This is a genomic window from Burkholderia glumae LMG 2196 = ATCC 33617 (assembly GCF_000960995.1).
GTDB lineage: Bacteria > Pseudomonadota > Gammaproteobacteria > Burkholderiales > Burkholderiaceae > Burkholderia > Burkholderia glumae.
Genome location: NZ_CP009434.1, coordinates 1,242,515 through 1,261,498, shown reverse-complemented (window position 1 = coordinate 1,261,498; position 18,984 = coordinate 1,242,515). Strand labels below are relative to the sequence as shown.

16 protein-coding genes and 1 pseudogene are annotated in these 18,984 nt (G+C 69.3%); 8 read left to right on the top strand and 9 right to left on the bottom strand.

Annotated features, from left to right (window positions below; all coding sequences use genetic code 11):
- Window positions 1–19: 19 nt before the first annotated feature.
- Together KS03_RS06680 and KS03_RS06675 are read right to left on the bottom strand one after the other, a co-directional pair.
- Window positions 20–1,531 (bottom strand): sensor histidine kinase, encoded by a 1,512-nt coding sequence (locus tag KS03_RS06680; RefSeq protein WP_035981911.1) that lies wholly within the window; start codon window positions 1,529–1,531, stop codon window positions 20–22.
- Complete coding sequence (locus KS03_RS06675; protein WP_015877583.1) at window positions 1,531–2,265, bottom strand: response regulator transcription factor; 735 nt, start codon at window positions 2,263–2,265, stop codon at window positions 1,531–1,533. Before KS03_RS06675 ends, KS03_RS06680 begins: the two co-directional genes overlap by 1 nt.
- Before the next feature lie 365 nt (window positions 2,266–2,630).
- Between KS03_RS06675 and msrB the strand changes: the two genes are divergently transcribed.
- The 3 genes from msrB to msrA are packed head-to-tail and all read left to right on the top strand — an operon-like array spanning window position 2,631 to window position 6,025.
- The gene (msrB, locus tag KS03_RS06670; RefSeq protein ID WP_015877584.1) at window positions 2,631–3,134 is read left to right on the top strand and encodes a peptide-methionine (R)-S-oxide reductase MsrB; all 504 of its coding nucleotides are present in this window, start codon (window positions 2,631–2,633) and stop codon (window positions 3,132–3,134) included.
- A 46-nt stretch (window positions 3,135–3,180) separates the two neighbouring features.
- Window positions 3,181–5,217 (top strand): cytochrome c biogenesis protein DipZ, encoded by a 2,037-nt coding sequence (locus tag KS03_RS06665; protein WP_015877585.1) that lies wholly within the window; start codon window positions 3,181–3,183, stop codon window positions 5,215–5,217.
- Between the two features lie 43 nt (window positions 5,218–5,260).
- The gene (msrA, locus tag KS03_RS06660; RefSeq protein WP_015877586.1) at window positions 5,261–6,025 is read left to right on the top strand and encodes a peptide-methionine (S)-S-oxide reductase MsrA; all 765 of its coding nucleotides are present in this window, start codon (window positions 5,261–5,263) and stop codon (window positions 6,023–6,025) included.
- Window positions 6,026–6,143: 118 nt separating this feature from the next.
- Here the strand turns inward: msrA and blaOXA are convergent, their stop codons facing one another.
- Both blaOXA and KS03_RS06650 read right to left on the bottom strand, forming a co-directional pair.
- The gene (blaOXA, locus tag KS03_RS06655) at window positions 6,144–7,040 is read right to left on the bottom strand and encodes a class D beta-lactamase (protein WP_015877587.1); all 897 of its coding nucleotides are present in this window, start codon (window positions 7,038–7,040) and stop codon (window positions 6,144–6,146) included.
- 96 nt (window positions 7,041–7,136) lie between these two features.
- The gene (locus KS03_RS06650; RefSeq protein ID WP_015877588.1) at window positions 7,137–7,637 is read right to left on the bottom strand and encodes a methylated-DNA--[protein]-cysteine S-methyltransferase; all 501 of its coding nucleotides are present in this window, start codon (window positions 7,635–7,637) and stop codon (window positions 7,137–7,139) included.
- A gap of 300 nt (window positions 7,638–7,937) precedes the next feature.
- Here KS03_RS06650 and KS03_RS06645 point away from each other — a divergent pair, with 300 nt between their 5' ends.
- Entirely contained in the window at window positions 7,938–8,498 is a 561-nt protein-coding gene (locus KS03_RS06645) for a DUF4337 domain-containing protein (protein WP_015877589.1), read from the top strand.
- 230 nt (window positions 8,499–8,728) lie between these two features.
- Here the strand turns inward: KS03_RS06645 and KS03_RS31070 are convergent, their stop codons facing one another.
- A complete protein-coding gene (locus tag KS03_RS31070) occupies window positions 8,729–9,226 on the bottom strand; it encodes a hypothetical protein (protein WP_015877590.1) in 498 nt (165 codons plus the stop codon).
- A 769-nt stretch (window positions 9,227–9,995) separates the two neighbouring features.
- Here KS03_RS31070 and KS03_RS06640 point away from each other — a divergent pair.
- The 4 genes and pseudogenes from KS03_RS06640 to KS03_RS06625 all read left to right on the top strand — a co-directional run bounded on the left by KS03_RS06640 (window position 9,996) and on the right by KS03_RS06625 (window position 13,738).
- Window positions 9,996–11,014, top strand: a pseudogene (locus KS03_RS06640) (linear amide C-N hydrolase).
- Window positions 11,015–11,356: 342 nt separating this feature from the next.
- The gene (locus KS03_RS06635; RefSeq protein ID WP_015877591.1) at window positions 11,357–12,091 is read left to right on the top strand and encodes an SDR family oxidoreductase; all 735 of its coding nucleotides are present in this window, start codon (window positions 11,357–11,359) and stop codon (window positions 12,089–12,091) included.
- A 43-nt stretch (window positions 12,092–12,134) separates the two neighbouring features.
- Complete coding sequence (locus KS03_RS06630; RefSeq protein WP_015877592.1) at window positions 12,135–12,983, top strand: fumarylacetoacetate hydrolase family protein; 849 nt, start codon at window positions 12,135–12,137, stop codon at window positions 12,981–12,983.
- Between the two features lie 41 nt (window positions 12,984–13,024).
- The gene (locus KS03_RS06625; protein WP_015877593.1) at window positions 13,025–13,738 is read left to right on the top strand and encodes a FadR/GntR family transcriptional regulator; all 714 of its coding nucleotides are present in this window, start codon (window positions 13,025–13,027) and stop codon (window positions 13,736–13,738) included.
- 88 nt (window positions 13,739–13,826) lie between these two features.
- Here KS03_RS06625 and KS03_RS06620 read toward each other — a convergent pair whose 3' ends face one another.
- The 4 genes from KS03_RS06620 to KS03_RS06605 form a co-directional block, all read right to left on the bottom strand.
- Window positions 13,827–15,611 (bottom strand): IlvD/Edd family dehydratase, encoded by a 1,785-nt coding sequence (locus tag KS03_RS06620; RefSeq protein WP_015877594.1) that lies wholly within the window; start codon window positions 15,609–15,611, stop codon window positions 13,827–13,829.
- A 585-nt stretch (window positions 15,612–16,196) separates the two neighbouring features.
- Window positions 16,197–16,874, bottom strand: a complete 678-nt coding sequence (locus KS03_RS06615; RefSeq protein WP_015877595.1) for an OmpA/MotB family protein — start codon at window positions 16,872–16,874, stop codon at window positions 16,197–16,199.
- 12 nt (window positions 16,875–16,886) lie between these two features.
- Window positions 16,887–17,651: a flagellar motor protein gene (locus KS03_RS06610; protein WP_015877596.1), complete on the bottom strand. Its 765-nt coding sequence runs from the start codon at window positions 17,649–17,651 to the stop codon at window positions 16,887–16,889.
- Window positions 17,652–17,681: 30 nt separating this feature from the next.
- Window positions 17,682–18,926 carry a Crp/Fnr family transcriptional regulator gene (locus KS03_RS06605; RefSeq protein ID WP_015877597.1) on the bottom strand — a complete coding sequence of 415 codons (1,245 nt, stop codon included), beginning with the start codon at window positions 18,924–18,926 and terminating at the stop codon, window positions 17,682–17,684.
- Between the last annotated feature and the right edge of the window lie 58 nt (window positions 18,927–18,984).

Genomic DNA, 18,984 nt, shown 5'->3' with positions numbered 1-18,984 from the left:
GTTCCGGCCACCGGCGGCGCTAACGCGCGGCGGTCCCGGCCGCCTGCAGCGCGAACGTGAATACCGCGCCGCCGCGCGGATCGTCGACCAGCCGCGCCTCGCTGTCGTGCAACTGCAGCATGCGCTGCACGAGCAGCAGGCCGAGCCCGCCGCGCTGCGCCTCGCCCGTGCCCGGCGCGCCGTCCGGAGCGCTCGGCGAGGCTGCCACCGAGCGCCGGAACAGCCGCTCGCGCAGCGCCGCCGGCACGCCGGGCCCGGTGTCGCGCACGGTCACGCCGACCGCGCCGCCGTGCGCGGCCAGCTCCACCGCCACCTGGCCGCCTGCCGGCGTGTGGCGCAGCGCGTTGTCGAGCAGGTTGGTCAGCACGCGCTCGATCATGCCGAAATCGGCATGCACGTTCGGCAGGCGCGGCTCGATCCGCGCGTCGAGCGTGATCCCGCGCGCCTTGGCGCCCAGCTCGAACTTGGCCAGCACGTCCTGCACCAGATCGACGAGCGAGCCGTCCTCGAGCGCGGGCTGCACCAGCCCCGATTCGAGCCGCGCCAGCTCGAACAGCGCGCGCGCGAGGCGCCCCACCTTGTCGCTCTGCGCCAGCGCGATCGACAGATAGCGCTCGCGCTCGGCCGGCGCGAGCGCGGCGCCCTTCAGCGCGAGCGTTTCCAGGTAGCCGTGCAGCGCGGTCAGCGGCGTGCGCAGGTCGTGCGAGAGGTTCGCGATCAGCTCGCGGCGCTGGCGGTCCTGCTGCTTGAGCGCGCGCCACTGCGCGCCGATGCGCGCGGCCATCTGCTCAAAGGTGGTTTCGAGCACGGCGATCTCGTCGCGCGCCCCGGCCGCCGACGAATGCGGCAGCGGCGGCTGCGCGTCGGGCTCGCCGTTCGCATCGAAGCGGCGCATCGCCTCGGAGAAGCGGCGCAGCGGCCGCGTGATCAGCGCGAACCCGGTCAGGCCGGCCAGCAGCCCGAGCAGCGCCACCAGCGCGATCGACCAGAGCGTGGTACGCAGCACCGAGCTGGCCGCCACGCGCGCGGCCAGCTCGTCGTGCGCCTCGCCGAGCAGCACCACGTAGATGTAGCCCGACGGCGCGCGGCCCGGCAACTGCAGCGGCGCGACGCTGAACACCTTGCGCGCGTCGAGGCTGCGCGGATCGTCGCCCAGGATCGGCAGCGGCTGGCCGGCAAGGAAGCGCGCCACCGGCGCGAGATCGACGCGCTCGCGCCGCACCCGGCCCGGCGGCGCGTCGTCGCCGCGGATGCGCCCTGCGTTGTCGAGCAGGTAGACCTCGACGCTCGGATTCACGCCCATCAGCTGGCCGAACAGCCGGCGCACCGCGTCCTGCCGCAGGCCGCCGTCGTCCATCAGCCTCGTGCTCCGCGCGATGTGGCCGGCCAGGTCGCGCGACAGCCGCTGCACCACTTCCTTCTCGTGCATGTCGCTCGCGCGGATCTGCAGCCACGCCGAGGCGCCGCAGCAGGCCAGCAGCAGCACCGAGAACACCAGCGACAGGCGCTGGCCCAGACTCAGGCGCCGCATCATGCCTCGCGGCCCGCGCCGGCCGCCGGCCCCGGCGCGACCAGCTTGTAGCCGCGGCCCCAGACCGTCAGGATGCGCGCCGGCTGCGCCGGGTCGGCCTCGATCTTGGCGCGCAGCCGGTTGATGTGGGTGTTCACGGTGTGCTCGTAGCCCTCGTGCTGATAGCCCCATACGGCGTTGAGCAGATCGGTGCGCGAGAACGCCTTGCCGGGATGGCGCGCGAAGTGATAGAGCAGGTCGAATTCGCGCGGCGTCAGGTCGATCGCGGCGCCGTCCACGGCGGCCTCGCGCGTGAGCGGATCGAGCCTCAGGCCGCCCACCTCCACGCGCCCGGCCTCGGCGCGCGTGTCGCGCGAGAGCGCCTCGACGCGCCGCAGCAGCGCCTTCACGCGCGCCACCAGCTCCAGCATCGAGAACGGCTTGGCAAGGTAATCGTCGGCGCCGAGCTCGAGGCCGAGAATCCGGTGCACCTCGCTCGAGCGCGCGCTGATGATGATGATCGGCGTGTAGCGCGCCATCGCGCGTGCGCGCCGGCAGATCTCGAGGCCGTCCACGCCGGGCAGCATCAGGTCCAGGATCAGCGCGTCCCAGCCGCCCTGCTCCAGGCGCCGCAGGCCGTCGTCGCCGTTCGCGCAGTGGACCACCTCGTAGCGCTCGTCGCGCAGGTGCAGCGCGAGCACGTTCGCGATGTCGGCATCGTCTTCGACGATCAGGATGCGTTTCAGTGAGTCCATAGGCGTGACGGCAATTGAAGAGTCGGGGCCGGCCTGCGCCGGCACCGTGCGGCATGGCCCGATTGTCGGACATTCGCGGCGGCGAGTCGTCACGATTTCGTGATGACTCGCCGTGGCTCCTGCGTGGCTCCAGGTTGGCGCCAGCGTGGCCCCAATGCAGCCCCAATGCAGCCCCAACGCGGCTCCGGCACGAGCTTGCGGCGGCGCGGCATCGGTTGCGCCCGCACCCGGCGCCGGTTGCACCGCCGTCGCCCGCCCGTTCGCGGCCGAATTATCACGAAAACTTTAACTTTCCGTGAGGACTTCGCGACCGTGGGGTCCTTACGCTGTGCGGCAAGTCACCCACCGTCCGACAGGAGTCCACCATGACCAGCCGCCGAGCTTTCCTGCTCACCGGCGCCGCGCTCGCCGGCGCCGTCGCCACAATCACGCGCAGCGGCGTGTTCGCGCAACAGCCGCCCAAGCCTGCCGCCCCGGCCGAACTCACGCTCAGCGACGCCGAATGGCGCAAGCGCCTCACGCCGGCACAGTACACGGTCCTGCGCGAGGCGGGAACCGAGCGTCCGTACAGCAACCCGCTCAACGACGAACATCGCTCGGGCACCTTCGCGTGCGCCGGTTGCGCGCTGCCGCTGTTCTCGTCGGCCACCAAGTTCGACAGCCATACCGGCTGGCCGAGCTTCTGGGCGCCGCTCGACCACGCCGTGGTGACCTCGACCGACACCTCGTTCGGCATGGTGCGCGACGAAGTCCACTGCCGCCGCTGCGCGGGCCATCTCGGCCATGTGTTCAACGACGGCCCGAAACCGACCGGCCTGCGCTACTGCATGAACGGCACGGCGATGACGTTCAGCCCGTCGTCGGCCTGAGCCCGCCCCACCATCTTCCTGCAAGAATTCCTACCAGGACTTCGCCATGTTGCTTGTGATCCTCGCCTATCTCGGCGGCGTGCTCACCATCGTGAGCCCCTGCATCCTGCCGGTGCTGCCCTTCGTGTTCGCCCGCGCGGACCGCCCGTTCGTGCGCAACGGCCTGCCGCTGCTGGCCGGCATGGCCGTGACGTTCGCCGCCGTCGCGACGCTGGCCGCCGTCGGCGGCGGCTGGATCGCGCAGGCCAATCAGGCCGGCCGCTGGCTCGCGATCGCGATGGTCGGCGTGTTCGGCCTGACGCTGCTGTTGCCGAGCCTCGCCGAACACATGACGCGCCCGCTGGTGGCGCTCGGCAACCGGCTGACCGGCGTGGCCTCGACGGCCGACGGCGAGGGCCGCAGCAGCATCGGCGCGTCGCTGTTGATCGGCGTGGCCACCGGCCTGCTGTGGGCACCGTGCGCCGGCCCGATCCTCGGGCTCGTGCTGACCGGCGCCGCGCTGCGCGGCGCGAGCGTGGGCACCACGCTGCTGCTGGTGGCCTACGCGGCCGGCGCGGCCACCTCGCTGGCCGCCGCGCTGCTGGTGGGCGGCAGGCTGTTCGCGGCGATGAAGCGCTCGCTCGGCGCCGGCGAATGGATCCGCCGCGGGCTCGGCGCGGCGATGCTGGCCGGCGTGGGCGCGATCGCGCTCGGCCTCGACACCGGCGTGCTCGCGCAGGTCTCGACGATCGCCACGGGCGGCCTGGAGCAATCGCTCGTCAATCGCTTCGCGCCGCGCGGCAATGCCATGCACGGCGCCGCGGGCGGCGCCGTGGCGAACGCGAACGGCCCGGCCATGACAGCAAGCAGCGCGGCGGCCGGCGACGGCCCGGCGATGATGGCAGCGGGCGATGCGATGCGTGCCGCCGCCAACGGCGCGGGCAACCACGCAGCCGCCGGTAGCGGCCCGGCGATGATGGCCGCAGGCGACGCCATGCGCGCCGCCGCCAACGGCGCGGGCGCCGACGCAGCCGCCGGCACCGCCCCCGCCGCGAACGCGCTGATGTCCGCGGCCACCCGCGCCGCGCGCCGCGACGCGTCGATGCTGCGCGTCTCGGCCCCGGCGCTGCCCGTGGAAGGCACGCTGCCGCCGCTGTCGGGCGCAACCAAGTGGCTCAATTCGCCGCCGCTCACCAACGCCTCGCTGCGCGGCAAGGTGGTGCTGATCGACTTCTGGACCTACTCGTGCATCAACTGCCTGCGCACGCTGCCCTACGTGAAGGCCTGGGCGCGCAAGTACAAGAACGACGGCCTGGTGGTGATCGGCGTCCACGCGCCCGAATTCGCGTTCGAACGCGACCCCGGCAACGTGAAGCAGGCCACCCGTGATCTCGGCGTCACCTATCCGGTGGCGATCGACAACGGCTACGCGATCTGGCGCGCGTTCAACAACGAATACTGGCCGGCGCACTACTTCGTCGACGCGCAGGGCCGCATCCGCTATCACCACTTCGGCGAGGGCGACTATCTGCAATCGGAACGCGCGATCCAGCAACTGCTCGTCGAGGCCGGCCATCCCGACGCGGCCCAGGTGCCGGTCGGCATCGACGGCCCGGCGGCGAGCGGCGCCCAGGCCGCCGCGGACGACACCGACATGCGTTCGCCGGAAACCTACGTAGGCTACGCGCGCGCCGAGCATTTCGCCTCGCCGGGCGGCCAGTTGCACGACAGCGAGCACGACTATGCGGCGCCCGCCCAACCGGGCCTCGGCCAGTGGGGGCTGGCCGGTAGCTGGAAGGTGGGCGGCGAGCAGGCCACGCTCGTCAAACCGGGCGGCCGGATCGTCTACCGCTTCCATGCGCGCGACCTGCATCTGGTGCTCGGCCCGGGCGGCGGCGGCGCGCCGGTGCGATTCCGCGTGACGCTGGACGGCAGCGCGCCGGGCGCCTCGCACGGCGCCGACGTGGGCGCCGACGGCACCGGCACCGTGGCCGGCCAGCGCCTTTATCAACTGATCCGGCAGCGCGGCCCGATCGCCGATCATACGTTCTCGATCGAATTCCTCGACCCCGGCGTGCAGGCATTCGCGTTCACGTTCGGTTGAACCCGCATCATCCGATCTCCGACTTGCGCAAGGAACCCACATCATGAAGCCGATTCGACACGATCTTGCCCCCTGCCCGCGCCGCCGCGCGTCGCGCGCCGGCCTGCTCATGCGCCTGGCCGGCGGCGCCGCCGCGCTCGGCGCGCTCGCCGCGGTGCTGCTCGGCTGGCAGCCGGCCGCGCTGGCCGACGCGGCCAGGCCGCTGCCCGCGCCCGTGCTCGACGAAACACCGGGCGCCACGCGCACCGAGACGGCCGTGTTCTCGGGCGGCTGCTTCTGGGGCGTGCAGGGCGTGTTCGAGCACGTGGCCGGCGTCGAGCAGGTCGCCGCCGGCTACGCGGGCGGCGCGGCCTCGACGGCGCAGTACGAGGCCGTCAGCGAGGGCGACACCGGCCACGCGGAATCGGTGCGGGTGGTCTACGATCCGAGCCGGATCACCTACGGGCGGCTGCTGCAGATCTTCTTCTCGGTCGCGCACGATCCGACCGAACTGAACCGCCAGGGCCCCGACACCGGCACCCAGTACCGCTCGGCGATCTTCCCCGTCGACGCGCAGCAGAAGGCGATCGCGCTCGCCTACATCCGGCAGTTGACCGACGCCCACGCGTTCCCGGCGCCGATCGTGACGAGCATCGAAGCCGGCCAGCGCTTCTATCCGGCCGAGGCCTACCATCAGGATTTCCTGGTGCGCCACCCCGCCTACCCGTACATCGTGATCAACGACCTGCCGAAGGTGGCCGCGCTGAAGGCCGGCTACCCGAAGCTGTACGTCGACACGCCGGTGCGGTACGCGCCGGACGGCAACTGAGGCGCGCGGCGGCCGCGCCCGTCGCGCGATCGATCGGCCCCCGCCGCCGCGGCACGCCGCGTTGCGCGCGCCGGCGGTTCGAGGGCGCGGCGCCTGCCGTCGAGGCAGGCGACGGCGCTCAACGCGCGGGCGGCACCGCCCCGGCAGCCGGCAGCGCCAGCGCCGGCAGTTCGGCCAGCAGCGCGTCGCGCGCGCGCAGGCCGGCGCTCACGTCGTGCGGCGCGTCGTCCTGAATCAGGTGCGCGAACACCACGGCGCGCGTGCCGCGCGCCGCCCAGCCGACGAACCAGCCATAGGCCCGCGCGCGATCGAAGCGGCCGTCGTCGCCCGGCGAGCTGGTGCCGGTCTTGCCGTGCACGATCCAGCCGTCCGGCTGCGCGTCGATCAGCGTGATCCGGTCGGTCATCTCGAACGCATGCGCGCTCACCGGCAGCGTGCGGTTCACGATCGCGCGCAGAAACGCGATCTGCTCGCGCGGCGCGATGCGCAGCGATCCCGAGTTCCAGGCGCCCTTCATGCCGGCGAACTCGCCTGGGCCGGGCGCCACGTCCGCGTTGCCGTAGCCGAAGCGCTGCGTGTAGCTCGCGAAGCGCGCCTGGCCGAGGCGCTGCGTGAGCTGCTGCGAATACCAGAACACCGAATAGCGCATCCAGCGCGCCGGATCGGTCGGCTGGCGCCACGCGTCGCCGCCCCAGTCGGGGTAGCCGGCACGAAACGGCAGCACGGGCGCGTGCGCGTCCGTCAGCACGCCGGCATCGAAGCCCATCAGGCTCAGGGCGATCTTGAAGGTCGAGGCGGGCGTGACGCGCGTGGCGCACCCCTCGCCGCGTTCGGCGAGCACCCGGCCCGAGGCCGCGTCGGCCACGATCGTGCAGAGCGTGCGCGTGTCGGCGCCGGCGGGCGGGCTCGCCAGCGCCGCGGCAAGCAGCGTCAGCGCGGCGAGCGCGCGGGCCGTGTCGACACGGGGCAGACCCGCGCGCGCCGGCCAGGGGCGCGGGGAATGCGATGGCAGCATCAAGATTCTCTCTGGTTGGTATCGTGGCGGGGAGGCAGGCAGCCGGCAGCCCGTCGCGGCGAGCCGGCAACCGGAAAGCGCGGCAGCCGGCGCCGTTCAGAACAGCGCCGGCTGCCGCGAACGCGCTTCGAGCGCGAGCAGCGCGGCCTTGCGATCCTTGCCGCCGGCGAAGCCGGTCAAGTCGCCCGAGCTGCCGATCACGCGATGGCACGGCGCGACGATCGACAGCGGATTGCGGCCGTTGGCGGCGCCCACCGCGCGCGTGGCGCGATGGTTGCCGATCTGCACGGCGATATCGCGGTAGCTGCGCGTCTCGCCGAACGGAATCGTCAGCAGCGCGTGCCAGACCCGCTTCTGGAATTCGGTGCCGTGGAATTCGAGGGCGATCTCGAACACGGTGCGCTCGCCGGCGAAGTATTCGCGCAGCTGGCGCGCCGTCTCGACGAGCGTCGGATGCGTGGGGTCGTCGCGCATCGCGCCGACCTTCACGCGCGTGGGCAGGTCGTTGTCCCAGAGGATCGCGACCAGCTTGTCGCCGCGCGCCACCAGCGTCAACTCGCCGACCGGCGACGGCATCCGCATGCATACCTGAGACATCGCTTGCTCCTCGCTGCTGTTGCGCACTTGCTGTTGCGCACTTGCTGTTGCTCACTGACAGGCAGCAGTGTAACGGCAAACGCGCGCGCCCCGCCGTGCGCCAGCGGCGCCAGCGGCGACGGCGTTCGCGGCGCGCGCCGGCATGGCCGCGCCGCGGGCTCCGCTGCGAGGCCAGCGACGGGTCCCGCTATTGGCGAGTGGCGAGACGACACGCGAGCCTGCCATAATCCCCCGCTCGTCCCCAACCGCTCGCGCGCCGCGCGAGGCTTTCATCGCTTACACGAAGCACCGAGACTCACGATGTCCCACGAACACGCTCCCCACGATCACGCCGTCGAACACGCCGCCCGCTCGGGCGACCCGCTCTCGCGCTGGGTCGCGGTATTCACCGCGATCCTCGCCGCGCTGGCCAGCCTGCTCCACTACGAGGAAGGCGTGCTGCAGACCCAGGCGCTGATGTACAAGAACGACGCCGTGCTGCTGCAGAGCAAGGCCAGCGACCAATGGAACCTCTATCAGGCGCAGTCGAACAAAGGCCACATGATGGAAGTCGCGGCCGAGCTGGCCGGCCCGGAAAAGCAGGCGCGCTTCCGCGAGCAGATCGACAAGTACAACGCGCGCAAGAAGGACATCTCGGACAAGGCGAAGGATCTCGAACGGCAGGTGGAGGAAGCGAACCGCAAGTCGGAGGGCAGGGAACACCCGCAGCACATGTTCGGGCAGGCACTCGCGCTGATCAGCGCGGCGATCTCGCTGGCGGCGATCACCTCGCTGACGGGCAGCCGGCGGCTGTTCGTGCTGGTCGGCTTCGCGGGGCTGGCGGGCGTGGGCGTGTCGATCGCGGCGTTCCTGAATATCTAGGCGCGCCTCGGCCGCCGGCCGGCTTCGGGCAGGCGGCCGAGGCAGGCGGGCGGCTCGAGCGGCACCGTTGGGTCGTCAAGCGCAAGCAGGCCCGGCCTGCCGGATCCGGCAAGCTTCGGATCCGCTTCGAGCCGTGCCTCGATATTCCTGCGGCTTTGCTCGTCCTGCCTGCCGCTGTCATCGGCTCGCGATTCGTGGATGACCTGTGTTGGCGATTCTTGAAGTTTGATCTAGATAAGCCCTCGCTTCACTGCCTCTTCCACGCCTTTTGCAAACCAATCGGTACCTTGAATTATCTGGAAAATCCCTTTTCCAACTTTGCAATCTTCAATGCGATATTTTTTCAGGGACGTGAAAGGCGTGTCATCGGGGTCGATCGTCGGCGGCGTCACAAACGGATCACGCCAATAAGGACTTCCTTCCACATCGGGTACTTTCTGCACCATGAAAGTCACCGACGTGCCGTCTAAAAGCATCTCGAAGTCACTGATGCTGCCGGCAGCGCGATCGAACGCAAAACCCGTCTCTTCCTTCAACTCCGCACTTATTCTATCTTCGAGCGTTTCCGGGCCGGCAAAACGTTCTCCACCAATGGAGGTTTTCGTCGGATAAAATGTCCCGCCAGGCAGATGATTTCCCGTCCGGTTCTTTCCGGCAGCACTGCCGCCTTGAAAAGTCAGGATGAAATTGCCGTCGCTAACAATAAGGTATGCCTTTTTCTTTGCCATAGTGATTACCCTGCATGAGTGATGTTTGACTTTGTTCTCGCCACGCCATAGAGTCGACCGGAAAGCATCAAACGCAGCTAAAAACGACGATGGCCGCGAATAAAAAATTAATCCGCGTGCATTTCGGACGAGACAAAAATCGTCGCGCCAGATTCCAGTATCACCGGCAAGGAATCAGCGCGCCCGAACGAAACGACGGGGAATGCGAAAAAAGCAGGGATTCCATTCCTGGACAAACAACGTAGGTTCTGCTTTTAAGCCGATTTTAGCCTTCCAGGTGGTCGCCCGGAGCTTGACGAGTCAAGGACGCGCGCGCTGCACCGGATCGTTCGCGCCGGCGCACCGCGGGCGCCCCGGTCGCCCCTCGGTGCTGCATCGCTCGTCGCGGCGCTGGAAAATCCCGATCATCCGAAATGCGCGACGCGTGGCACATCGAGGCGTTCATTCCCGCCCCGCCGGGCCTCATGCGAACGAGGCCGGATCGGCATTGCCACCGCAGATGATCACGGCGATCCGCTCGCCGGGCGAGCGCGCATAGGCGCCCGACGTCAGGGCCGCGAACGCGGTCGCGCCGCCGGCGCTCCGCGACGACCCTGAGCGCGTCCCATCGGCTGCGCCGCGCCTCGCGGATCTGCTCGTGCGTCACCAGCACCGCATCGCTGACGGCCGGCTGCAGCACCGCGAACGGCACGCCGCCCACGCGCCGGCATTCAAGCGAATCGGCGGCGATGCCGCCCGTCTCGACGTCGCCGCGGCGGCGCTGGCCGTCATGCCGATCGCCGCGCTTGCCTGCACACGCGTGGTCTATCTGGGCGCCAACGACGACGTCATCACGGCGCGCTCGATGGACTGGAAACAGGACATCGCCACCCATCTCTACGTTCTGCCGCGCGGCGTCGCCCGCAACGGCGAGGCCGGCCCGAACTCGCTGAAATGGGTCGCCAGGTACGGCAGCGTGGTGGCCACCGCCTACGACGTCGCCACCACCGACGGCATGAACGAGAAAGGCCTCGCCGCCGAACTGCTCTGGCTCGTCGAATCGCGGTACCCGACGTTCGATCAACGCTCGAAGCCGGGCCTCACCATCGCCGCCTGTGCGCAGTACGTGCCCGACAACTTCGCGACCGTGGCCGAGGCCGTGGACGCGCTTGGCAAGGAGCCGTTCACCGTCGTCACCGACAGCGTTCCCGGCGAACAGCGGCTGGCCACGCTGCACCTGTCGATGTCGGATGCCAGCGGCGACAGCGCCATCATCGAGTACATCGACGGCAGGCAAGTGATCCACCACGGCCGGCAGTATCAGGTGATGACGAACTCGCCGACCTTCGACGAACAGCTCGCGCTGAACGCCTGCTGGCAGCGGATCGGCGGCATGGCCTGGCTGCCGGCACCAATCGCGCGGCCGACCGCTTCGCGCGCGCCTCGTTCTACGTCAATGCGATCCCGAAGAGCGAGGATCCGACCGTCGCGCTGGCCAGCGTCTTCAGCGTAATCCGCAACGTGTCCGTGCCGTACGGGATCAGCACCGAAAACGAGCCGAACATCTCGTCAAGGCGCTGGCGCACCGTGGCCGACCACAGGCGCCTGCTCTACTTCTTCGAGTCGACCCTGACGCCGAACACGTTCTGGGTCGACCTGAAGAAGCTCGACTTCGCCGCCGGCGCGCCCGTCAGGCGCCTGGACCTCGGCCGCGACCAGCGAAATACCTTCAGCGGGGAAGTGTCGGGCGAGTTCCGGGCCGCGCCGCCGTTCACGTTCCTCGGCCTCGGCGCCGGAAAATCGCTCTGACGCGCAAGGCCCGGCTGCGCGGCAGCCGGGCCTTGCGACACACCGATCATCCGCCATGCAGTCAGACCATAAAAATATATTTCAATCCTCCGGCCTTCGCTCGCTCCCAGCATGGCCGGCATCCGCGCAGCCCTGCCGCCGGCCTGATCCTGCCCGCAAGTTCGCATGAAATACCAAGAAATCCTACCGATAAGGCGCCCAACTCCGCGCAACCACGCCCGTCTAGGCACAAATCCCACCCCGCCCTTCGTTGCCTCGTCTCCGGTTCCCCGTTAAGATCGCGATTGGCCCACTGGTCCGGCCAATTCCGACGGCCCGGCCGGACACCAAACAGGAGACACGATGAGACTGGAAGGCAAGGTAGCCGTGGTCACGGCGGCAGGCGCCGGCATCGGCAAGGCGGCGGTGCATGCGCTGGCGCGCGACGGCGCGCTGGTCTGGGCGACCGACGTGAAGCCCGAACTGCTCGGCGCGTTCGACGGCGTCGCCAACGTGCGCACCGCCCCGCTCGACGTGATGGACCGCGCGGCGATCGACGCGTTCTTCGCCGCGCTGCCGCGCGTGGACGTGCTGTTCAACTGCGCCGGCTTCGTCCACAACGGCACGATCCTCGAGGCCACCGACGAGGACTGGTCGTTCGCGTTCGACCTGAACGTGCGCTCGATGTTCTGGACCATTCGCGCCGCGCTACCTTCCATGCTCGAGCATGGCGGCGGCAGCATCGTCAACATGGCCAGCGTGGCGAGCAGCATCCGCGGCCTGCCGAACCGCTTCGTGTACGGCGCCTCGAAGGCGGCCGTGATCGGGCTGACCAAGGCGGTGGCCGCCGACTACGTGCAGCAGGGCATCCGCTGCAACGCGATCTCGCCGGGCACCGTCGATACGCCCTCGCTGCAGCAGCGCATCAACGCCTACGACGATCCCGAGGCGGCCCGCAAGGCCTTCGTCGCGCGCCAGCCGATGGGCCGCATCGCGCGCGCCGAGGAAATCGCGCCGATCGTCACGTTCCTCGCCAGCGACGACGCCGCGTTCGTCACCGGCCAGACCTACTCGGTCGATGGCGGCATGACCATCTGACCTCGCCCTTCGTTTTCACCCGGATTCACCAGGAGCAGACTCCATGAAACTCGCCCGTTATGGCCAGCCCGGCCACGAAAAGCCGGCCCTCGTCGATCAGGACGGCAAGCTGCGCGACCTGAGCGGCGTGATCGCCGACATCACGCCGGCCACGCTCGATGCCGGCGCGCTCGATAAACTGCGCGCGCTCGACGTCACCTCGCTGCCGGTGGTGGCAGGCTCGCCGCGCTACGGCTGCCCGATCAACGGCATCGGCAAGTTCCTCGCGATCGGCCTCAACTACTCCGACCACGCGGCCGAGACCGGCATGCCGGTGCCGAAGGAGCCGGTGGTGTTCACCAAGGCGATCTCGTGCATCCAGGGGCCGAACGATCCGGTGATGCTGCCGCGCGGCTCCGAGAAGACCGACTGGGAAGTGGAACTGGGCGTGGTGATCGGGCGCGTGACGCGCTACGTGGAACGCGACCAGGCGCTCGAGCACGTGGCCGGCTACTGCACGATCAACGACGTCAGCGAGCGCCATTTCCAGCTCGAGCGCACGCCGCAATGGGACAAGGGCAAGGGCTGCGATACGTTCGGCCCGATCGGCCCGTGGCTCGTCACGCGCGACGAAGTTCCCGACGCGCAGAACCTGGCGATGTGGCTCGAGGTGAACGGCAAGCGCATGCAGAACGGCTCGACGAAGACGATGATCTTCGACGTGGCCGAGATCGTCAGCCACCTGAGCCAGTTCATGACGCTGATGCCCGGCGACGTGATCACCACCGGCACGCCGCCCGGCGTCGGCATGGCCATGAACCCGCCGCAGTTCCTGCGCGCCGGCGACGTGATCCGGCTCGGCATCGAGGGGCTCGGCGAGCAGCAGCAGACGGTCGTGCCGTTCAAGCTGTAAGCGCGCCCGCCCCGCTACGGCCAGCACCGACGCATCCCGCCATGCCCTTCCAGCCGATCGAAACCAAACGGCTCTACAGCCAGATCGCCGCGCAGATCACCGACCTGATCGAGGCGGGCGAATTCATCGTCGGCGAACGGCTGCCGGCCGAACGCGACCTCAGCGCGCGGCTCGGCGTGAGCCGCTCGTCGCTGCGCGAGGCGCTGATCGCGCTCGAGATTGAGGGCATGGTGGAGGTGCGCAGCGGCTCGGGCATCTTCGTGCGGCGGCGCGGCGCGAACGGCAACGCGGCGGCCCCGCCGCCCGCCGCCGCGCCGCGCATGCCGGCGGTCTCGCCGTTCGACGTGATCCGGGCGCGCGCCTACCTGGAGCCCGAGATCGCCGTGCAGGCGGTGCGGCATGCCTCCGACGCGCAGATCGAGACGGTGCTCGGCTGGCTCGACAAGCTGCGCGGCAGCAAGGTGGGCGATCCGCAACTGAACGAATACGACCGCCAGTTCCACCTGAGCCTGGCCGAAGCCTCGGGCAACAGCGCCTACGTGGTGCTGCTCGACCAGCTCTGGATCCATCGCACGACGCCGCTCTACATGACGCTCGAGCAGCACTTCCTCAGCGCGCCGTGGTGGGCCGAGTCGATGGACGAGCACGAGGAGATCTACGCGGCGCTCAACGAGCGCGACGTGCGCCGCATCAGCCTGGCGATGGGGCTGCACATGCAGCACGCCGAGCAGCGGCTCGCGGGACAGTTCAAGTAACGCACGCAGCGGCAGGCCAGGCCACCCGGCCGGGCGGCGCGGCGCGCCCGGTGCCGCGCCGCCATCCCGCCTCGCGGCGGCCGCGCGCTCAGTGCGAATGCCGCGGGTTGCCGTGCGTCTCGATCACCTTCAGGTACAGCGTGGCCGGCTCCAGGCAGCCGCCCGTCGAGAGCTGGCCGACCGTCTGCCGATACAGCTCCTGCCACGGCGTCTGCGAGACCGGCACCGAGAACTCGGCCGTCTCGCGGCGGCGCGCGAGCTCGGCCTCGTCCACCAGCACGTCCACCCTGCGCGCGTTCAGGTCCACGCGGATCCGGTCGCCCGTGCGCAGCAGCGCGAGGCCGCCGCCCACCGCCGCCTCCGGCGACATGTTGAGGATCGACGGGCTCGCCGAGGTGCCGCTCTGGCGGCCGTCGCCGAGCGTGGGCAGCGAGCCGATGCCGGCGCGCACGAGCGCGGCGGGCGGCGCCATGTTGACCACCTCGGCGCTGCCGGGATAGCCGACCGTGCCGGCGCCGCGGATCACCAGGATGCAGTGCTGGTCGATCTCGAGCGAGGGGTCGTTGATGCGCGCGTGATAGTCCTCGGGGCCGTCGAACACGATGGCGCGCGCCTCGAACGCGTTCTCGCTGCCCGGCTCGCTCAGGTAGGTCTGGCGGAACGCCTCGCCCACCACCGACATCTTCATGATCGCGCTGTCGAAGAAGTTGCCCGACAGCACCATGAAGCCGGCGCCGTGCTTGAGCGGCGCGTCGGTGGTGCGGATCACGTCGCGCTCCGAGGTGGGCGAGCGGTCCGCGATCTGGCCGATGGTCTCGCCCGACACGGTCAGGCAGTCGCGATGCACGAGGCCTGCCCGCGACAGCTCGTGGAACACGGCCGGCACGCCGCCCGCGCGGTGGAAGCTCTCGCCGAGATAGTCGCCCGCCGGCATGCAGTTGACGATCAGCGGCACCGCCTCGCCCACGCGCTGCCAGTCGTCGAGCGACAGCGCCACGCCGAGGTGACGCGCGATCGCGATCAGATGCGGCGGGCAGTTGGTGGACGCGCCGAGCGCGGAGGCGATCACGATCGCGTTCTCGAATGCCGCCCGGGTCATGATCTGCGACGGCCGCACGTCCTCGCGCACCAGCCCGACGATCCGCTTGCCGGTGGCGTAGGCCATCTGGCCGCGCTCGCGATAGGCGGCCGGGATGCTCGCGCAGCCCGGCAGCGACATGCCGAGCGCCTCGGCGAGGCTGTTCATCGACAGCGCGGTGCCCATCGTGTTGCAGTGGCCGATCGACGGCGACGAGGCGGTGGCCAGCGCCATGAAGCCCTCATAGTCGATCTCGCCCGCCGCGAGCAGGTTGCGCGCATGCCAGATCACGGTGCCCGAGCCGACCCGCTTGCCCTGGTGCCAGCCGTCGAGCATCGGCCCGCCCGACAGCACGATGGCCGGCATGTCCACGGTCGCGGCTGCCATCAGGCAGGCCGGCGTGGTCTTGTCGCAGCCGGTGGTCAGCACCACACCGTCGAGCGGGAAGCCGTGCAGCACTTCCACCAGGCCGAGATAGGCCAGGTTGCGGTCGAGCGCGGCGGTGGGCCGGCGGCTCTGCTCGGCGAGCGGGTGCACGGGGAATTCCATCGGGATGCCGCCCGCGTCGCGAATGCCGGCCTTGGTCCGCTCGGCCAGCGCGATGTGATGGCGGTTGCAGGGCGCGAGGTCGCTGCCCGTCTGCGCGATACCGATGATCGGACGGCCCGACTGGATTTCCTCGCGCGTGAGCCCGTAGTTCATGAAACGCTCGACATAGAGCGCCGTCATGTCGGCATGCGCCGGATCGTCGAACCACTCCTGGCTGCGCAGCCGCCGCGTGGTGTGTTGCGTCATCTTGCCGTTCTCCGTGTCCTGGTCGCTCCCGGCCTCGCGGCGCCGCGACCGTCTCCTCTCGATATGGGTGCCGGCGCCGTCGCGTCGGCCCGCTCCGGCCGGCTTCATTGGTTACCGGTAACCCATCGAGCAATGGTAGCACGCGCGAAGCCGGCCGGCGTATGAGGGCCGACGCCCGCCGACGCCGCGCACGGCCCGTCTTCGAGCCGCCGCCGCGGCATCATCGACCGCCGCCGGGATGAAGGGAAAGCATGCGCCGCAACAGGGAGAGCGCCACGGTGGACCGTCGTCCGGGGCTCGGCGCCGAACGCTTGCTCGACCGCAACGCCAGGCCCGGCGACGTCTCGTATCTACGCGGGATTCCCGCAGGCCGGCGCTCGGGCTCCCGGATGTCGGTCAAGCGCTGCCGGGACGCGCCCGGCGGCGCCGGCCAGCGCGGCTCGGCCGGATTATCGCGATGGTGGAGCGCGCCGGGATGCGAGCCGATGTGCGGCCTCGGCCCGGATCAGAGCGGCTTGCGGCGCGTTGGCGCCAGGCAATTGCGCAAGCACGGGCCTCGACGCGGGCGCATCGGTCCGGCGCGCGTCATGGCTCGACAAGAATCGTGACGCGCCGATTGGCTGCCCTCGCGGCGGCCTGCTCGCCGAGCACCAGCGGGACGTTGTCGGCCCGGCCCACTGCCGCCATCCGGTGCGCGCCCACCCCCTTGTCCATCAAGAACCGCACCACCGCGCCGGCGCGTGCCGAGGAAAGCTCCCAGTTCGACTCGTACTTCGAGGTCGAAATCGGCACGCTGTCGGTATGCCCCTCCACGATAATGTTGGCGGTCAACGGATCGCGCAGGACCGCGGCAACCTGGTCCAGCACGTCCATCGACTCGGGCAACAGATGGGCCTCTCCCGAGTTGAACAGGATTTTCGCGTTGATGGTGACCTCGACGCCTTGGGGCAGGCTGGCAATCGAAATCTCGTGCTTCGCGCGCAAGGGCTCCAGCAAGGCGAGCATGCGTTGCCGCGCAGCCGTGCTCTCGGCACCCGCGCGGGTGCCCTGCGTCGTCTGGCTCGCCGCCTGCTTCTCGACCGACCGGAGCTCGAGCTCACGGGATCTCGCCAGTTGCAGCACGTACAGCGCGAGGAACAGCACCATCAGCGTGGTAATCAGGTCGGCATACGAAATGAGCCAACGCCCGGACTGCTCGTCCGTCTCGTCGCCGTATGCGGCCTTGCCGGCGGTGGCCTGCTGGTTGTCGGAAGGAGCGCTCATGAGGAGGGCGCACTATCCGAGCGACTCGGCGGCGCGTTCCCGCACGTCGCCGGCCAGGCGGGTCGCGATGGTGTGCGGCGACTCCTTGCGCGATATCGCGAGCAGGCCGTCGCGATAGAGGGTTTGGAAGCGCATTTCACTCTCTATCTGCGCGCGAATCTTTCCATGGATCGGCAGAAACACCAGATTGGCCAGCGCCAGGCCGTAGAGCGTCGCGACGAAGGCCACCGCAATGCCTTGTCCCAGTTGCGCGGGCTCCAGCATGTGGCTCGTCACTTGGATCAGGCCCAGCACGGCGCCGAGAATGCCGAAGGTCGGCGCGTATCCGCCGGCCTGCTGCCAGATGCGCGCGGCCGTCATGTGGTTGCGCTGGTAGGCGTCCAGCTCGCGCTGCAGCGCGTCTTCGAGCACCGCCGTCGATACGCCGTTCGCGAGCAGTTCCAGCCCGCGCTTGGCGAACGGGCTGATGCCGGCGGTGTCGATCGACTCGAACGCCATCATGCCGTTGAGCTTGGCCTGGTCGCCCCATTCGAGCAGCACCGCGAGGCTCTGCTGGTCGACGGGCCTGACCTTGACGAAGGCGAGCCGCAATTGCTTGACGCCGTCAAAGAAGCGCGACCACGTATTCTGGATCATCACGGCGCCCAGCGTGCCGCCCAGCACGATCACGAATGCCTGCAATTGAATCAGGCTGGCGAAATGGCCGCCCTCCAGGGTGAATCCGGCGGCAATCGCCGCCACGCCGAATACCACGCCAAACAGTGTCAAGAGATCCATACGTCCCTCTCAAGCGATGGGATGCCGTTGTCAGGCACCCGGTGCGGGATGCGCCGCGAGGTTGCCGGCCGGCGTCTTGATGGCGCGCACCGTCTCGACGAACCGCTCCTCGATCTCGGCGACTTCCAGCGAATCGAGCTTGATGCCGCGCCGCATCACCCACGACACTTCCTTCTTGCGCGCCTCGGTCATCGCCGCCGTCAAGCGCTCGGCAATCGGCGAGCCCTCGATCGAGGCCAGCAGCTTGGCGAGATCGTAGGTGTCGAACGCGCTGATGGCTTCGAACAGCGTGCGCTGATCGACCCATTCGAGATCCTCGAGTGACCGCAGATCGCTGGCGCGCGACACGCTGCGTCGCGAGAAATAGGCGATGCCCTTCTCTTCGACGTAGCTCAACACCTTGGTCTTGCGAAACGCGAACACGTCTTCGGCAATTTCAGCGTGAGAGAGCTTGTTGAGAATCACCTGCTTTTCGACGCCGATCAGCGCCTCCAGGTCCGTGAGCCCGATCAGCTCGAGTTCGCTGCTGATCGACATGTCCAGCTCGGCATTCGCGACCTGCTGCGCGCGTTCCGTGATCCTCACCGGATCGAACCGGACCAGCTGGCGGCTCGTCACGCCATCCGGTGCGCCGTAGCGCAAGGGCGCCGTGCTCAGCCGATCCGAACGGCCCGGCTCGAGCGCGACGAGATTCAGTTTCTCCATGCGCTTGAGCATCGCCATCACATGCGGGCGCGAATGCCCCGCAATGGCGTGGAGCTTCTTGATGACGTCCGACAGCACCACGGACGCTTCGCTGGACGACGAGCGCCGCCCCCGCCCGTCGAGCGCATCGGCAAAATCGTGATTGGCCATCAACGCGAGAACATGCGCGTAAGACACGATGCCCGGCAGGAAATCGGCATGCGTGTAGGTGGCGAGCACGTCGTCCTTCTTTTTCGCACGGCGGATCATGGTGCGCAGCATGTGGCGCAATAGCGGCGACGCGCGCTCCAGCTCTTCTTCCAGCAGACCGGCGGGGATCACGGTCAGCTGACAGAAGCTCAGCGCCTTGGCGGTATGCGCTCGCGGCTCCGCGGGCAGCAGCGCCGCCTCGCCGAAGAACTCGCCCTTGCCCAGCGCGGCCAGCACGACTTTTTTCTCGTCGCACTGCGTGGATATTTCCACCTTGCCTTCGGTAATCACGTAGATGACCGGCTCGCCGGCAAAACCTTCGGAGTAGATGACTTCGCCAGGCGCGGCGGTGCGTGACCACGACGTTCGTTGCTGATTCAAGTTGTTGCCCCGAAAGTTGAAGTTTCGGACTGCGGGTCTTGATGCGCGCATGACCGAT

Excerpts from the sequence above, each read along its gene's own strand:
- KS03_RS06680 (WP_035981911.1), bottom strand. The coding sequence starts at position 1,531 with ATGCGGCGCCTGAGTCTGGGCCAGCGCCTGTCGCTGGTGTTCTCGGTG.
- KS03_RS06675 (WP_015877583.1), bottom strand. The coding sequence starts at position 2,265 with ATGGACTCACTGAAACGCATCCTGATCGTCGAAGACGATGCCGACATC.
- msrB (WP_015877584.1), top strand. The coding sequence starts at position 2,631 with ATGACCAGCCGCCGAGCTTTCCTGCTCACCGGCGCCGCGCTCGCCGGC.
- KS03_RS06665 (WP_015877585.1), top strand. The coding sequence starts at position 3,181 with ATGTTGCTTGTGATCCTCGCCTATCTCGGCGGCGTGCTCACCATCGTG.
- msrA (WP_015877586.1), top strand. The coding sequence starts at position 5,261 with ATGAAGCCGATTCGACACGATCTTGCCCCCTGCCCGCGCCGCCGCGCG.
- blaOXA (WP_015877587.1), bottom strand. The coding sequence starts at position 7,040 with ATGCTGCCATCGCATTCCCCGCGCCCCTGGCCGGCGCGCGCGGGTCTG.
- KS03_RS06650 (WP_015877588.1), bottom strand. The coding sequence starts at position 7,637 with ATGTCTCAGGTATGCATGCGGATGCCGTCGCCGGTCGGCGAGTTGACG.
- KS03_RS06645 (WP_015877589.1), top strand. The coding sequence starts at position 7,938 with ATGTCCCACGAACACGCTCCCCACGATCACGCCGTCGAACACGCCGCC.
- KS03_RS31070 (WP_015877590.1), bottom strand. The coding sequence starts at position 9,226 with ATGGCAAAGAAAAAGGCATACCTTATTGTTAGCGACGGCAATTTCATC.
- KS03_RS06635 (WP_015877591.1), top strand. The coding sequence starts at position 11,357 with ATGAGACTGGAAGGCAAGGTAGCCGTGGTCACGGCGGCAGGCGCCGGC.
- KS03_RS06630 (WP_015877592.1), top strand. The coding sequence starts at position 12,135 with ATGAAACTCGCCCGTTATGGCCAGCCCGGCCACGAAAAGCCGGCCCTC.
- KS03_RS06625 (WP_015877593.1), top strand. The coding sequence starts at position 13,025 with ATGCCCTTCCAGCCGATCGAAACCAAACGGCTCTACAGCCAGATCGCC.
- KS03_RS06620 (WP_015877594.1), bottom strand. The coding sequence starts at position 15,611 with ATGACGCAACACACCACGCGGCGGCTGCGCAGCCAGGAGTGGTTCGAC.
- KS03_RS06615 (WP_015877595.1), bottom strand. The coding sequence starts at position 16,874 with ATGAGCGCTCCTTCCGACAACCAGCAGGCCACCGCCGGCAAGGCCGCA.
- KS03_RS06610 (WP_015877596.1), bottom strand. The coding sequence starts at position 17,651 with ATGGATCTCTTGACACTGTTTGGCGTGGTATTCGGCGTGGCGGCGATT.